Below are 15371 nucleotides of genomic sequence, written 5' to 3'. Positions count from 1 at the left end.
GGTGAAGAAAAAACTTTTCTTGTTTTTTTTATTGTTCTCATTTTTCGTTGTTCCTGTCTCAGCTGCGGCGGAAACAATAGTCATTCAAAATGTGCCGGGAGGTGTGCAGGAGCAATTAAAGACAGAAGAATATGATCTTGATTCTTACCAATCTTATCTTTCTACTAAATCAACAAACTTTATGACGGATGAAGGACGTTCTGGAATCATTAATAATGTAGCGAATATCATTTTTGGATTCAGTAAAATCTTTTATGAAGTGTTTGACCATGGAATCAATTTTTTCTCTGAAAAAAATGTCATTAGTCAATATGTGAATCAATTCACTGGATACTCAAAGAAAATATATAAAACATTGTATGCAAAGTATGGATTAACAATCATAGTTTGTATGGTTATCTATTGTTGTATTCTCTATATTACGAAAGGTGAAAGAAGAGCACTCACTCAATTCTTTACATTTATGGCTATCTTTCTTGTTGGTTACGGATGGAATGAGAGGGCAGTAGATATTATGAATGGTGCTAATTCGATTACTACTGAATTACAAGCTGATTTAATGAATATTACTTCGGATAAAGAAGATAGCAATGCAGACCCAACGATAAAAGTTCGGAATGCATTATTTGAAATGACGGTAGAAGAAACTTATTATTTGTTGAATTACGGTGTGACTTCAGAATCAAAAATTAACACAAAACAGAATCCCAAGCGTTCAGAAACGTTATTAGTCAAAAATGGGACTGAGAGTGAGTATAAAAAGATAAAAGAATATATTGCTGCGAACGAACAGGACAATAAATTCTTATCTCCCGATAAAGCAGGATGGAAATTTTCAATAGCTTTAATCTCAATTCCAATGACTTTGATTATTGGTGTGCCAATGTTCATGATTCAGTTGTTTAGTTTTGTATTACAAATGATAGCGTTACTCTTATCTGTATTAGTTGGAATAGCAATGTTTTTAAGCCTGATTCCTTTCTTTCAAAGTGCTGCAAAAAATACATTCAAATATCTGTTTTCAGTATTTGGTCTAAGAGCAGCGATGGGGCTTACCTTCAGTTTGCTTGTTTTAATTGTTCAGATTGGAAGAATCGTTGTTCCTGCAACAGATTCAAAAAGTTATATGTTACAAGCATTCGTAATCTTTTTTATTCTGTATGTTTGTTGGAAATTTAGAAATCAGATTTTGACAATAGTTACAGGAGGACGAATTACGAGTGTGACAGGTGGATTGGCAAAAGGAATGAAAGAAACAGTGAAAGAAGTCAGCTCGCCTGTGACAGATACAGTGAGTACGATTGGTGGGTTTGTTATTCCTGCTATAGGAGCATATTTTAGTGCAAAAGGAGCAACTGAGGAAACAGAAGAAACAGAAGAAACAGAAGGCAAAGAGGATGTAGTTGAGGCTGCTGATTTAGAAGGAAATAATGAACCTAGTGAAACTGAGGGTACCAGTCATATGGAGAATCATGAAGAATTTCATGAGAAAGAGGAATTAAGTGAATCTGAATATGATGAAGTAAGTTCCACTGAAGAGAATTCTGATAGAACTGAAAAATTTGAATCACTAGATACGTATGATACTGAATTGCCTGAATATCAAGAAGAAAATAATGGATTGTATGAACTTGAAAATGAATTGAACAGTGATTATGGAGAGTACCTTTCAGATGATATTTCTTCAGTGAATGGTAGTTTAGAAAAAGGGTTCAGTGAATTAGGAAATCAGTTCTCTAATCTGGAAGAATCAGAAGAGGATAGAATCATACAAGGAACAGATACAGAAACTTATGAGGAATACAAAGAAAAAATGTATGGAGAAATTATTGAGTTTCCCCAACAAAGACAACAAGAAAATATGTCAGATAACAATGAGGATACTTTCTTGAAAGAATTAGAGGAAGTGAGAAATTAAATAGTAATTAGAGGGTGGTAGCTAACCATCCTCTTTTTTGGAGGTGAAAGAGTGAAAAAAGCAATGCTGTCTATATTTTTAATAATTGTTATTTCTCCTCTTTTTTTGATATTGTCTTTGACTTCAGATGAAGCAAGTGGTGATTCAATAAATTTTTCACCAAAAAATGAAGTAGAAGAAATTGCATTGATGGTGTATGAGTTTGTTTTAAAAAATGGTGGTACAAAAGAATTTGCTTGTGCTTGGATTGGGAATATAGAACATGAAAGTGGGCTTATTCCTAGCCGCATTCAAAGTGATTTATCTTTCAATGAGCTATGGGCGTATAATCCTTTGATTGGTGGTTATGCTTTTGGGTTGCCGCAATGGGATAGCGAACGAAGAGTGAACATGCTGAATAAAGCAAGAGAAATGAAAAAAGATTGGAAAAGTCCAGAATTTCAATTGGATTTTGCATGGAATCACGATGGTTCAGATAGTTCATTGTTAAAATCATTGTCAGTGCAGCAAGATTTAAACCAAACAGCAGTAGATATATTGGTGAAATGGGAAAGAGCAGGAACAAAAAATAACCCTGTAGAGCAGAATAGACGTAAAACGAGCGCAAATAATTGGTATAATCGCCTCGCTAAAGGTTCAATGGGCGGTGGTTCTGCCAATATCGGTGGAGGAAAAATAGACATATTGGAAAAACAGATGGGTAATCGTGTTTACAATGGTCAATGTTATGGTCTTACTTCATATTATGTAGATAGTTTTAATACTAATATCCATTTGTCAGCAGGTAGTGAAATAGACCTTTCTGGTGTGCTTTCTGGTGCTGATACAGTGAGCGCTTGGGCGATTGGTAAATCATTTGCATGGGAATCAAATGGATTTATGGTAATCCATGACCCTGATTATTCGGATGTTAAAGCAGGGGATATCATTAATTTTTATCAGGGTAATTACGCTACAAGTGTATACGGTCACACTGGAATTATTGCCAGTGTGGATGGAAAAAACCGATTGACCCTTTACGAACAAAATGCCGAGCAAGGACAAATTTGTGCAAAATATGTTCGTACATGGGGGAAAGAATACCCTAATGTATCAAGTGTTATTCGAAAAAAATAAAGGAAGGAGTTGTAAAATGAGAAAGTTAGTCGTAGGGCTAGTGCCTTTCATTTTGGTTTTAACGAGTGGTTGTGAACGTGTGAATGATAAAAAAACAACTGAATCGACAGAAGAAAACGCCATTATTTTAAAAAAAGTAGATGATTATTCTTCTGAATCAAATGTTGAACATTCGACTACAGAAAGCCAGTCGTTGGAAACAACTGAATCTCTATCAAATGAGCTTGATGTTAAGGAGTTGTTAGAAAGGTTTGGTGAAGCGTATTCCAATTACTCGACTATCGAGAATCGGAATGAACAACTTAGAAATTTAATGACAAAGGAATGTGCTGAAGTAAATGGGGTTAATGCGAAAGTAGATATTCATTTATCTTCCACTGGTTCAGTATCCGCTATCTATAAATCTGAAGGTGGTGCAGGGTATGCACTATTGTTAGATTGTACGCAAAATGGGTCAGAGGTTCGAATTTTATTAATTGTAGAGATTGAAAGTGAAAAAGTATCAAAAATGACGTATAACACAGTGAAGCAGGAATATTGAATCAGCTTAAACTAGCGACTGTTTCTTAAAAAGCTAAATTGTTATTTCTTCTTATTTGTGTTATAATACAATCAAATAGTAAAGGGAGAAATAAAATGAATGTAAAGAAAATAGTGCGGTTTATGATGGTTATGAGTTTGTTATTTTTAGTGGGTTGTTCTTCAACGCCTGAAGCAAAGGTTGAGAAAGACAAACCAGTGAATAAAGAAAAATATGAACAGTTAATACAGGAACAAATTGATAGTTATAATGGTGAATTAACTAATGTGACATTAGCTGAGGTGTATTCTGTTGGCTATTTAGAAAATATAGATAAAAGTGCAGTGATGGTCAAGGTTGTTGGAGATTTAAATGACCATGATAGGTATAATTTTCCTGATTCGGAATGGTATGGACTTTATGTGATGGATGATGAAGAATGGATTAGTAGAGCTGCCTTGACTGTTGGTGAAAAAGCAGAGGAGATTATTGAGGGCGGCGAGTTGCTGTATGAAAAGGAATATTAAAGAGGGTGTCTAAGTGATACCTTCTTTTTATTTTGCGAATTATCTTATACTAGACAAAGGGAACGAATGTTCGTATAATGTTTTCAAGGTGATAGTTATGAGATATGTAAAAACAGTTCAGTTAAAAGAAGTGACTTCTGCTTATCAATATTTTTATAAAATGAAGGTTCAACCGTTTAGAAAATTATCTGCTAATCAAATAATAATTGATGATGTTGTGTACAATATCTGGACTTTTAATTCAAAAAGTAGACGAGATTATATTGCTGCTTTTCCTGTTGAAAATGCTGACCATTTTCATGTTTTTGAGTTGACTTTAGAAGAAAAAGTAACGAAATATTTCTTTAAAAAAGAAAATAAGCTCTCGGATTTTTCGACTAAAAAAATCAGAAGAGATACAACTCTAAGCGACTTAAAAAAGATTAAGGAGGATTCGGACAATGGATAAAAGAGGGGCTACAGGTATTGCAGATAAAATCAGATTAGTTTCTGCTTTCCCTGAAATTCTTGTTCGTTTTACATTGCATACTCGAAATGAAGATATTAATTGCTTTGTCGCTCGTCGTGATCTCGCTAACCTCATTATGTTTTTAGATGATGATGTTTTCGAGTTGTCAGTGTTTGGGCATTACAATAATAGAAATCAATTAATCATAGAAAAATTCACTGTTAGAAATCCGAACTCGTTTATTCGTGAGTTTGTAATGAAACCGTTGAAGGATGTTGCTGTTTGAATTTGATAGATGAATATGAGCAAGGGCTAATATCATATGAAGAGTTTCAGAATTTAATCTGGGGCTGTGGTCAACGATTAATAAATGAAATAGGTATTGAGAAATTTGTTTTCTATCTCAATGCTAATAAAAATGAATATTATAAAGAGACATCTGATAAATAATCAGGTGTCTTTTTCTTTTGAAAGGAGTGGTATAATTGGAAACATGCACAAAACAAGACTTGATAGCAAAAGGATATCGTGAATTTCAAGCAAGAGAAATAATTCGAGAAGCGAAAGAATTACTCGTAAAAAATGGCTGCTCTTTTTATCTAAGTAAAGGAAGAGGAAGAGTTCCCAAATGGGCGATTGAAAAAATTCTTGGATACGAGCTTGAAACAGGTGAGGAAAAGGCGGTAAAACGTGGCTAATAAAAAGTCGAATGTTTATAAAGATAAAAAAACAAATTTGTGGTATTACAAAGCAAGTTTAGGAACTGATTCAATTTCTGGAAAAAGAAAAACAAAGACTAAGCGTGGCTTTAAGACTGAGAATGAAGCGTGGAAAGCATATATGATGTTTATGCTTGAATGGGAGGGAGACAAGGGAGAAATTGAGAGTACATTGAAAGAAAATATGACTTTCGAAGTATTTAGAGATTCTGTTTTTTTAAAATGGTATAAATCACAAGTGAAACCTAATACCTATTATAGAAGAAAAGGTTATTTGGAAAATAAGTTCTCAATATTCAATGGTAAAAATATGAGAGAAGTTACAAAGCTTGAAGTCCAACTGTTTCAAAATCAATTAGTATCCTTAGGGCTGAGTGGAAGATATATAAACCTTTTATTTTCATTGGGTGGCATGATATGGGATAGAGCAAAGATATTTAACTTAGTAGAAGAGAATCCGTTTAGAGAAATTGGTCGAGTTAGGTGTGAGCCAAAAAAAATTCGATTCTGGACTATATCAGACTTTCAGAAATTCGAACAATGTATTTTTACTGATTCGCTAAAGGAAAAGACTTCTAAACAAGAAACATTAGGTCTTTTTGAATATTATGATTTTTTTCATTACCTATATTTTCGTTTCTTATTTTGTACTGGGCTTCGGTTTGGAGAAAGTGCTACACTACTTTGGGAAAACATTGATTTGGAAACTGGTAAATTTAAGGTTTTATATACGATTGGTAATGTATCAAAACATAAATCTGAACAGTATTTTTCCACTCCAAAAACAAAGAGCAGTGAAAGAGAACTTTATCTGGATAACAGAACACTAGAATTGCTGAACGTCTGGAAAAAATATCAAGAACGAGTAGGCGATATTAAATTGGTTTTTAGTCATGATGATACTTTTCTAGACCAAGGATGGATGTGGAAAAAATTCCGAACATTACAGAAAGAGTATAATCTTCCTGAAATCAGTCTTCATGATTTGAGGCATTCACATGCAAGTTTGCTAATTCATATCGGGGAAAGTCCTAAAATGGTACAAAAAAGGCTCGGTCATGCTACTATTGAAATGACGTTAGGAACTTATTCACATTTATATCCTAGTGAAGATGTTGAAGTAGTGAGCAGGCTAGAAAAGTTTATTTGATATTTTTCTTGACGGAAAGAATCAGTTCTGATAAAGTAAATTTTGCTGATAAATCGGAATATTTACGATTTGCAACGTGTAAATCAGAATAAGAGAATTAGTGTTGATGTTCTCACTACTGTTCTCACTTAAAAAGAAAGGCTCTGGAAGCCTTGATATCAAAGGAGTTGAGCGTTTTTGGAGATGTTTTCATATGAGTTCATGAGAAGGGCTTTTCTAGCCGCTGGTTTTATTTCTGTAATTGCCCCAATGTTAGGGGTATTTCTAGTAATCCGCCGGCAGTCGCTGATGGCGGATACCTTGTCTCACGTATCGCTGGCAGGGGTAGCATTAGGACTGTTCTTTAACTTGAATCCTAATTTGACTACTTTGCTGGTGGTAATCGCTGCAGCGATGATTTTAGAGTATCTGAGGGGACTTTACAGCACCTATTCTGAAATCTCAATCGCAATTCTGATGTCGGGAGGTCTAGCGCTGGCGCTGGTCTTAATGAATCTGAACAGCGGAAGTTCAGCTACAAGTATTCAATCCTATTTGTTTGGTTCAATTGTTACAATCACTTGGGAACAGGTAATTATTCTAGCTGTCCTGTTTGTTGTTCTAATCATTTTATTCTTCCTGTTTAAACGGCCAATGTATGTTTTGACCTTTGATGAGGACACTGCTCATGTAGATGGTCTGCCGATTCGCTGGATGTCGATGCTGTTTAATGTTATTACCGGAGTGGCAATTGCCGTGATGATTCCAATAGCCGGTGCGCTGTTGATTTCAGCGATTATGGTTTTACCTGCTGCTGCTGGAATGAGGATCGGCAAAGGCTTTAATTCAGTCATCTTAATTAGTACAGTTGTCGGTCTGGTTGGAATGATGTCTGGTCTTGCAGGTTCCTATTATCTGGAAACACCGCCAAGTGCAACCATCACACTAGCTTTTATTGGTATTTTTCTGGTGATTAACATTGTTCGTCATGTAGTCACAGTCTCTTTAAGAAATAAAAAACTGAATGAAAGATAAGGAAAAACGAAGATTCTTTTCCTTATCTTCTTTTTTTTGCCATAAATTGCGAACTATTTTAGTTTTTTTTATAAAAATGCTCGAATTTTTTAGTCTAAACCCTTATAATAAGGAGCGACAATGAAAAAAGGAAGTGAACAGATTTTGAAGACACGCAGAAGTGAGCGCTTGATTGATATGACTCAGTATTTACTTAGCCATCCACATACATTGGTTTCTTTAACTTTTTTTGCAGAAAGGTATCAGTCTGCAAAATCATCAATCAGTGAGGATCTTGCGATTATCAAGAAAACATTTCAACAAAGAGGGACTGGTCTACTGGAAACCGTTCCAGGAGCTGCCGGTGGGGTGAAATTTATTCCTAAGATTCCGTATGAAGAAGCGAAACAATTCATTATGGAGCTGGGGAATCGATTATCTGAACAAGATCGTCTGCTGCCGGGGGGCTACGTTTATCTTTCTGATTTACTGGGTCAGCCCGAATTACTCCGCCAAATTGGCCGTGTGATTGCTTCAATGTACTTAGATCAGAAGGTCGATGCTGTGATGACGGTTGCTACCAAAGGGGTACCTATTGCCCAGGCCGTCTCTTACTATTTGAATGTTCCTTTTGTTATCGTTCGCAGGGATTCTAAAATTACTGAAGGATCAACTGTAAGTGTGAATTATGTCTCTGGTTCATCTGAGCGTATTGAAAAAATGGAGCTTTCCAAGCGCAGCTTGGCAAGAGGCTCACGGGTACTGGTTGTGGATGACTTTATGAAGGGCGGCGGTACTGTAAATGGTATGAAGAGCCTGATTGAAGAGTTTGAAGCGGAACTGGTAGGCATTACAGTGTTTGCGGAATCTAAATTTAACGGTCAGCGAGCGATTAATGATTATACTTCGCTGCTTTATGTAAAAGACGTTGATACACAGACCAAAACAATCAATGTAGTAGCCGGAAACTATTTCCAAGATTAAAAATTTTTCTGTATAAAAGTCAAATCTTAAAAAAAGAAAAAGCTTAGCTATTTTAAAAATAGTTAGGTTTTTTCTTTTTTTTAAATAACAAAAGAACATTTGTTATAAAAACAATAAACGATTGGAAATTTATTGCTTTGGAATCGAAATAGAATTGCATATATGAAGAAAAGCGTCAATAAGGAAAATTTTTTTCTGAAAAAATTAATAGAAAGCTTCAAAAAATAATAGAAAACGAGACTTTAGATGACGGAAAATTCAATTTGATAGTGTATTTGTTATTTCTAAATCATGGCTTTATACTGTTGAAAGTCAAGGTTTGGATAATTTTTGAAAGGAGGTAATTATCTTTTTGGTTATAAAAAAAGTTAAGCCAATATTATTTCTTTTTTTATTAAGCACACTATTTATCTTTCCGAATTCTGGTGAAGCAGCTGCTTTAAACGGTATTGCAGATATTAATCAAGTGAAGGATCGGCTGATTAAGCTGGACAATTACTTTTATCCAGTTGTAAATGGGCAAGGAGTAGTAAGTAATGTAACCAAGGCAGATGGGTATGACATTGTTAATGTGACAAAACGAAATTCTACCTATGGGAATGGTGCTATCTGGTCAGAGGACGAGTATCGGATGAATCTGAACTATGACTTCTCTACAAGTATGTGGCTTTATTTTGGTGTAGATCCTTCCAGCGGCAGTAAGCCGGAAGACAAAAAGGTTGGAGACGGAATGGCATTTGTTATGCATGCGGATAAAGAAGGAAAGAATGCCTATGCCAAATCTTCAAAAGGCGGCAATGTGTTTGGCGGTGGTGCTTCTCTGGGTGTCTGGGCACAAGCGAACAATACAACTAGTGCTAGAGGAGCCATTACGAACTCTTTAGCGATAGAATTTGATAATCACATTAATAAGGATGGGATGGATAAAGGAACCACGAATGGCAGTGATGATACTAAGCCATATGGTCATGTCGCCTGGAACTATCCAGGAATGGCTTCTTCTTACGGACGAAATGGTTTGTTAAATCGTACGTTGGTGCACAAAGATGCCCAGGCAGTCGACACATTCGGGGACGGCAAATGGCATCAGCTCTCTATCCGCTGGGACGCTTCTGAAAGTAAGCTGACCTACAGCTTTGATCAACTTGGAAGTAAAACGATTAGCTTGGACCCGCAGGCTGTCTTTGGAACCAAACTGGTATATTGGGGCTTTACCGGCTCTACAGGCAAAGCTAGTATGGATGCTCGAATAGTTTTCGAAGAATTTCCAAGACCTATTTTTACTTCGATTACTGAGTCTGTAAAAAATGAACAGGGGCAAAATGTGATTGATACACTGGTCACAGGAGGACAAAAGCTAAGGTATAGTATTGATTTGGAAGATATAAAAGGAACAGGTGAGTTAAAAAACATTACAATAGACAAACAACTTGATTCGAATAGTTTGTTTTTACAAGAAGAGGCAAATATTCAGATGTTAAAAAATGGACAAAATATAGACAATCAAGTAGAAATTTCTGAAGGTAACTTACGCTTTACAAGTAAGCAGCCACTCTCTCTTGTAAAAGGAGATAAGCTGCAGTTATCGTTTGATGTTGAAATGAAAGAGTCAGAAAGAACGCCCGAAAAGCCTCTGGAGAAAAAAATTGATGGTGGAAAAACAACCTTATCAGCAGTAAACAATGTGGGAGAGGCGTTGTCCTTTTCCACTCATCCTGGCTTTTTTCGTTTGAATAGCAATCTATCTCCTGAATTGGAGCAACTTGAAGTGCCTGATCAGCTTTCTATAGAGCAGGAGCTTGAGGTTAAGGCCTACTGGGAAGAATTAAATGTAGCTGATACAGGCACTGTGAGCTTTGTTTTGGATGACCTTAGCACGAGTATCCCAGAGGACATAAAAAGAGAAGAGATCTTTACTACGGATAATAACGGAAATTATCAAGGGCGTGGAATGATTCAAGTGAATTTTGGGCAACTGCCGGCGGGTGATTATCAGCTGACTGTGAAAGCTAAAGATAAAAATCAGCTTGCCTCGAATGAAATTATTAAAAAAGTAACGGTAATAGGTTCTCTTACTCTAGTTTCAGTGCCAAATCAAATTGATTTCGGAGAAATTGCGATTAACCAGATAGAAAATGGTCAAAAGAGCTATCCGCGGATAGCTGGGAATAAAATGTATGTAGAAGTATCTGATTTAAGAGCTGCGAATGCTTCGCCATGGGTTTTAGTAGCGACAGTTGAACAGCCGCTGCAGGTATCTGGAAAAAATCAATTATTATCAGGAAAACTATATTTTTCTGAAACAGGAACTGGAACATCTGGGGATAATCAGGTAGACGAGCAGCTGCTTCTTATTCGCCAGCAAGGTTCATTTAAGAAGACCTGGTCTGAAGACGAAGGTATTTTACTGCAGGTAAATGATACAGTAATCAAGGGAAATTATTCAGCAGTGATTAACTGGACACTGCAGGATGGCATTTCTTGAAGCGAAAGGCGGGGATGAAAAAATGAACAGACAATGGTTTTTGACAGTGTTTTTGATGCTGATGCTATTCCTGTTGAACCCTGTTTCAGCCGTAGCTTCAGAAAATAAAAGTAAAGTAGGAATCACAATCTATCAAGAGGGAACAAGTGATTCTGCTGAACAAAGCTCTGAAATCAAGACCGCTGAAAATCAAGGACAGCGTGTTTTTCCTAAAGCAAATGAAGTTGTTCAAATGCAATACGTTTTGCTAGGGGCAGGCTTATTGCTGCTGGCAGGAGGCATAGAAAGGTGGAGAAATCAAGGTGAAGTTTAAGCATAAAATCAGCTGTCTTTTTTTACCGATAGTTTTCTCAGCAATTATACTGCCTATTTCCAGTGAAGCAAGTACTATTGAAAGAACAGAGATAACAGTAACAGGTGACAAAGTTTCTTTTGGAGATTTAAAAATTACGAATGTAAGCCATGTCAGTTTCGGAGAAAAAGCAATAAAAAAACAAGCGATGACCTTTTATTCTGATACTGATTTAGTTATAGAGATTGAAGATTTGAGACAAAGCACATCACCTTGGAAGCTAAATCTAAAGGTTTCTCCGTTTGTAAATGAAAAAAATGAAACCCTTAAAGGTGTTAGCTATCATGTGGGAAAAGGTTCTGTAACAGGAGCGACAGAAGGAATTACAGGAAAAGGATTCTCCTCAGAGGATTTTAAGGAGGAGCATCAAGAGTTTGATCAGGTTCTTTATAGTGATGGAACAAAAAAGGGTCAGTTTATTTATACAGTAAAGTCTAATGATATTTGGCTGTATTTACCGCCAAAGCAGCCGCAGGGAATTTTTCATGCAGAAAAAAGCTGGCTGCTGGTGGATAGCATATAGTAAAAACAAAAATTTAGGAGGAATCATACGATATGAAAGTAAGAAAATTGATAGGAGCAAGCGTACTTATTTTAGGAGCTGCGGGAATTGCTGCACCATCTGCATACGCAGTAAACAAAACGACAACAACGGTAGGTGTCGATGACGGCAGCAGTGGTGGAAATACACCTGTATTTAGCTTGGCAGCAGGTGGAGCAATGACGTTTAGTCAGCTGGATTTATCTCAGGAGGCAGTTAATGGATTATACGATTTAACAGCGACAAGTTCAGAAGCTGTGCAGGTGGATGACCGTCGAGGACTGGAAGATGGAGATGCGTCACTGCCTTGGCGGGTAACGGCTATAGCTTCTGCCTTGAAAGGAACAGCCGACATTGAATTGCCAGTCACAAACTTCCAATTAACCATGGGAACTCCAGCAACAGGATCAGGGAATAATGTGTCTGTCGAGCAGGATGTTGAAATTTTGAAAACAGCCAATATCGTCGGTCGAGCAGCAGTTGGTAGAGGAAAAACCACTTTCGCGCCCGCTGCAGCAAAAATCAAAGTCGCAGAAACAGCGGTTAAAGGAAGCTATAACGGTACAATCGAATATACATTGGTTAGCGGAATTTAATCAAAAAATAAATAAATGATGACAAAAGCCTCTGTCTCTGGGGAGTAGGAAAAATTTCTACAACTGCCTTTCTTATTTTCCAGAGGACTGCTTTTGCCTTTACAGTTCTTGCTGTACATATTTTTGACTTCATCAAGCTTCTAAGCAGTAGAATTGCTAAGAAGGGAGAAGTTTTGCTACGGTCTTTAAAGGAGTACGTATACCTTTATTAGTTGTAAGATTATCAAGAAATTAAAGAACAGTTTATTTATTTTTAGGAGATTAAAATATAGGAATGCCAATATTTTTCTCAGTTGTTAGTCCGATAAAATAAAAGCGAGGATGAAAATGAAGAAGCAAGCAACACTCATTACTATTGTATTTCTGCTGGTTGCATTAGTGCTTACAAGCTTAACAGCAGAAGCAGCTGAAAATGAAATTGATTATTCTATTAGTGCGGATCTTCCAGAAAATCAGCGGGCCGGCAACTCTACCTATTTTGATTTGTTGGTCTCTCCAGGACAGGAACAGGAGCTCACTGTCAATATATTCAATTCTTCCGATAAGGAACAGATATTTTTACTTGAAGCGAATACAGCGACAACCAATAATAATGGCATCATAGACTATACCCAACCTGATGCAAAGCAGGATTTAGATGAGACGCTATCCTTCTATTTTTCAGATTTAATTACACATGATAAGACAATAACGGTTCCTCCAAATTCAAATAAGAAGGCTTCTTTTAAGTTAAAGGTTCCAAAACAGCCATTTAAAGGAATGCTTCTCGGCGGCTTGCATATCAAACAAGAAGCGCCGGAGCTAGTGGAGGGACAAATTAATAATACATACTCCTATGTCTTAGGTGTAGTTTTAAGAGAGAACGAAGAACAGGTGAAACCTCAGCTGAAACTAAAGGAAATTACACCGGATTTAAAAAATTATCGTCCCCATGTTGCTGCAACACTTCAAAATACTCAGCCAATAAATATTCAAGATTTAGATATTAAAGCAGTAATTAGAGAAAAAGGCAGCAGTGAACCACTGCGTAAATCAGAAAAGCAGGGGATTTCAATGGCGCCCAATTCCAATTTTGATTATTCTATTTCATGGGAGGATCAGCCGTTGAATCCAGGAATGTATGAGCTTGAGCTGACTGCAGAAGATCAGGACAGTAATCGCTGGCATTTCAAAAAAGAATTTACTATCAGTGAAGAGAAAGCTGGAACACTGAATCAATCGGCGTTAGGATTGAATTCTTCTGAAAAGGACCAGAATCCGCTTTATTTTTGGCTAGCCTTATTTCTAATAGTGTCGGCTGCCTCCATTTATTTTTGGCGGAGACAGCGGGCAATCCGGCTTGAGCAGGAATTCTTAAAGCAGCAAAGGAAAAAGGTGAAAAAAACGCGGAAGAAAAAAAGTTCTGTGGAAAAGGTATAACCATGTTTTTCTTGAGCTGTTCCATAATTGGTCTACAAATCTTTTGAATTGGTTTGGTTGAAAAACGTTACTCAGTAAGCTAAACTAAGATGGAATAATAATTCGTTAGATTTAGATTGAATATAGGAATCGAGGAGTGGCGAGAGTGGAAAACAGTAGATATGTGATTATTTTGGCAGCGGGTAAAGGGACACGCATGAAGTCCAAATTGTATAAAGTTCTTCATCCAGTTGCAGGTAAACCGATGGTGGAACATATTGTTGATCAAGTAGAGCAGACAGGACCATCTGAAATTGTGACAATCGTTGGACATGGTGCAGAAGCAATTAAGCAGCATTTGGGCGATCGAACACAGTACGCGCTGCAGCAGGAACAATTGGGGACAGGTCATGCAGTTATGCAGGCAGACAATCTATTGGGCGGAAAAAAAGGAACGACGCTGGTTATTACAGGTGATACTCCGTTGCTGACGGCAGAAACATTGACGAATTTATTTGACTACCATCAAGGGAAAAATGCCAGTGCGACTATATTAACAGCTCAGGCTGAAGATCCTACTGGTTATGGACGAATTATTCGTGATCATTTAGGCATTGTGGAGAAAATTGTTGAGCAAAAAGATGCTTCGGAAGAGGAAGCCCGCGTGAAGGAAATTAATACAGGAACCTTCTGCTTCGATAATCAAGCCTTGTTTACAGCTCTTTCCAAACTAAATACGAATAATGCTCAAGGTGAGTATTATTTAACTGATATTATCGAAATTATGAAGGGTGAGGGAGCTACAATCGCTGCTTACCGTATGGATGATTTTGATGAAGCAATGGGAATCAATGACCGTGTAGCATTGGCGAAAGCCAATAAAATCATGTGTCATCGCCTGAACAAGATGCATATGATGAATGGTGTAACCTTTGTTGATCCGGAAAACACATATATTGATGAAGGCGTAGTTATCGGTTCGGATACAGTAATTGAAGCGGGTGTCTGTATCAAAGGTGCAACAAAAATCGGCACTGACTGCTACATCAGCTCAGGAACGGAAATTGTCGACAGTGTGATTAAAGATAATGTGAAAATCAATCATTCAGTTGTTGAGGAAAGTACGATTCATAGTTATGCAGATGTTGGACCGTTTGCACATATTCGTCCTAATGCAGAGATTGGCGAAAGAGTTCATATTGGTAATTTCGTAGAAATAAAAAATGCAACAATCGACGAAGATACGAAGGTTGGTCATCTTACGTATGTAGGCGATGCAAAGCTGGGTAAAGATATCAATGTGGGCTGCGGTGTGGTTTTTGTTAACTATGATGGTAAAGACAAACACCAAACCATTGTTGGTGATCAGGTATTCATCGGCTCAGGCTCTAACCTAATTGCACCTTTAACAATAGGGAATCAAACGGTTATTGCAGCAGGTTCTACAATCACAGAGGATGTTAAAGAGCATGATTTGGCGATTGGAAGAGCCCGCCAAATTAATAAAGAAGATTACGCTAAGAAATTTCCTTATTTTGAAGGAAAGTAGTTGAAATAAAAGCTCCGGGACAGCTCTAATGTCTCGGAGTTTTTAGATTTTAAAATAGCTTGTATTAGCAGAAAG

17 protein-coding genes are annotated in these 15371 nt (G+C 36.9%); all 17 read left to right on the top strand.

The window, feature by feature from the left end:
• Nucleotide 1: 1 nt before the first annotated feature.
• The 17 genes from AC1Z3K_RS09155 to glmU all read left to right on the top strand — a co-directional run bounded on the left by AC1Z3K_RS09155 (nt 2) and on the right by glmU (nt 15296).
• Complete coding sequence (locus tag AC1Z3K_RS09155) at nt 2–1918, top strand: CD3337/EF1877 family mobilome membrane protein (protein WP_461732532.1); 1917 nt, start codon at nt 2–4, stop codon at nt 1916–1918.
• A 51-nt stretch (nt 1919–1969) separates the two neighbouring features.
• Nucleotides 1970–3034, top strand: a complete 1065-nt coding sequence (locus AC1Z3K_RS09150) for a phage tail tip lysozyme (protein WP_461732531.1) — start codon at nt 1970–1972, stop codon at nt 3032–3034.
• Nucleotides 3035–3050: 16 nt separating this feature from the next.
• Nucleotides 3051–3575, top strand: a complete 525-nt coding sequence (locus tag AC1Z3K_RS09145; protein ID WP_461732530.1) for an EF0163 family protein — start codon at nt 3051–3053, stop codon at nt 3573–3575.
• A 95-nt stretch (nt 3576–3670) separates the two neighbouring features.
• Nucleotides 3671–4081: a hypothetical protein gene (locus AC1Z3K_RS09140; protein WP_461732529.1), complete on the top strand. Its 411-nt coding sequence runs from the start codon at nt 3671–3673 to the stop codon at nt 4079–4081.
• 97 nt (nt 4082–4178) lie between these two features.
• Nucleotides 4179–4529: a hypothetical protein gene (locus tag AC1Z3K_RS09135; RefSeq protein ID WP_461732528.1), complete on the top strand. Its 351-nt coding sequence runs from the start codon at nt 4179–4181 to the stop codon at nt 4527–4529.
• Nucleotides 4522–4815: a hypothetical protein gene (locus tag AC1Z3K_RS09130; RefSeq protein ID WP_461732527.1), complete on the top strand. Its 294-nt coding sequence runs from the start codon at nt 4522–4524 to the stop codon at nt 4813–4815. The genes AC1Z3K_RS09135 and AC1Z3K_RS09130 overlap by 8 nt, the downstream gene beginning before the upstream one ends.
• Nucleotides 4812–4979: a hypothetical protein gene (locus AC1Z3K_RS09125; protein WP_461732526.1), complete on the top strand. Its 168-nt coding sequence runs from the start codon at nt 4812–4814 to the stop codon at nt 4977–4979. Before AC1Z3K_RS09130 ends, AC1Z3K_RS09125 begins: the two co-directional genes overlap by 4 nt.
• 35 nt (nt 4980–5014) lie before the next feature.
• A complete protein-coding gene (locus tag AC1Z3K_RS09120) occupies nt 5015–5227 on the top strand; it encodes a DUF3173 family protein (protein ID WP_461732525.1) in 213 nt (70 codons plus the stop codon).
• A complete protein-coding gene (locus tag AC1Z3K_RS09115) occupies nt 5220–6398 on the top strand; it encodes a site-specific integrase (RefSeq protein WP_461732524.1) in 1179 nt (392 codons plus the stop codon). The genes AC1Z3K_RS09120 and AC1Z3K_RS09115 overlap by 8 nt, the downstream gene beginning before the upstream one ends.
• A gap of 177 nt (nt 6399–6575) precedes the next feature.
• Nucleotides 6576–7412 carry a metal ABC transporter permease gene (locus AC1Z3K_RS09110; RefSeq protein ID WP_461732523.1) on the top strand — a complete coding sequence of 279 codons (837 nt, stop codon included), beginning with the start codon at nt 6576–6578 and terminating at the stop codon, nt 7410–7412.
• A gap of 144 nt (nt 7413–7556) precedes the next feature.
• The gene (purR, locus tag AC1Z3K_RS09105) at nt 7557–8375 is read left to right on the top strand and encodes a pur operon repressor (protein ID WP_426083254.1); all 819 of its coding nucleotides are present in this window, start codon (nt 7557–7559) and stop codon (nt 8373–8375) included.
• 352 nt (nt 8376–8727) lie between these two features.
• A complete protein-coding gene (locus AC1Z3K_RS09100; RefSeq protein WP_461732522.1) occupies nt 8728–10860 on the top strand; it encodes a lectin-like domain-containing protein in 2133 nt (710 codons plus the stop codon).
• Nucleotides 10847–11173 (top strand): hypothetical protein, encoded by a 327-nt coding sequence (locus AC1Z3K_RS09095; protein WP_461732521.1) that lies wholly within the window; start codon nt 10847–10849, stop codon nt 11171–11173. The genes AC1Z3K_RS09100 and AC1Z3K_RS09095 overlap by 14 nt, the downstream gene beginning before the upstream one ends.
• Complete coding sequence (locus AC1Z3K_RS09090; protein WP_426083056.1) at nt 11163–11735, top strand: WxL domain-containing protein; 573 nt, start codon at nt 11163–11165, stop codon at nt 11733–11735. Before AC1Z3K_RS09095 ends, AC1Z3K_RS09090 begins: the two co-directional genes overlap by 11 nt.
• Before the next feature lie 32 nt (nt 11736–11767).
• Nucleotides 11768–12349 (top strand): WxL domain-containing protein, encoded by a 582-nt coding sequence (locus AC1Z3K_RS09085; protein WP_426083054.1) that lies wholly within the window; start codon nt 11768–11770, stop codon nt 12347–12349.
• A 327-nt stretch (nt 12350–12676) separates the two neighbouring features.
• The gene (locus tag AC1Z3K_RS09080; protein ID WP_426083052.1) at nt 12677–13768 is read left to right on the top strand and encodes a WxLIP family cell surface protein; all 1092 of its coding nucleotides are present in this window, start codon (nt 12677–12679) and stop codon (nt 13766–13768) included.
• A 145-nt stretch (nt 13769–13913) separates the two neighbouring features.
• Nucleotides 13914–15296 (top strand): bifunctional UDP-N-acetylglucosamine diphosphorylase/glucosamine-1-phosphate N-acetyltransferase GlmU, encoded by a 1383-nt coding sequence (glmU, locus tag AC1Z3K_RS09075; protein WP_461731385.1) that lies wholly within the window; start codon nt 13914–13916, stop codon nt 15294–15296.
• Nucleotides 15297–15371: the final 75 nt, after the last annotated feature.

The organism is Enterococcus sp. LJL128 (assembly GCF_056924295.1).
This window is presented reverse-complemented; position numbering and strand designations above follow the sequence as displayed.

Bases quoted from the DNA above. Each gene is read 5' to 3' on its own strand.
- AC1Z3K_RS09145 (WP_461732530.1), top strand. From the start codon at position 3,051: ATGAGAAAGTTAGTCGTAGGGCTAGTGCCTTTCATTTTGGTTTTAACG.
- AC1Z3K_RS09140 (WP_461732529.1), top strand. From the start codon at position 3,671: ATGAATGTAAAGAAAATAGTGCGGTTTATGATGGTTATGAGTTTGTTA.
- AC1Z3K_RS09135 (WP_461732528.1), top strand. From the start codon at position 4,179: ATGAGATATGTAAAAACAGTTCAGTTAAAAGAAGTGACTTCTGCTTAT.
- AC1Z3K_RS09130 (WP_461732527.1), top strand. From the start codon at position 4,522: ATGGATAAAAGAGGGGCTACAGGTATTGCAGATAAAATCAGATTAGTT.
- AC1Z3K_RS09095 (WP_461732521.1), top strand. From the start codon at position 10,847: ATGGCATTTCTTGAAGCGAAAGGCGGGGATGAAAAAATGAACAGACAA.
- AC1Z3K_RS09085 (WP_426083054.1), top strand. From the start codon at position 11,768: ATGAAAGTAAGAAAATTGATAGGAGCAAGCGTACTTATTTTAGGAGCT.
- AC1Z3K_RS09080 (WP_426083052.1), top strand. From the start codon at position 12,677: ATGAAGAAGCAAGCAACACTCATTACTATTGTATTTCTGCTGGTTGCA.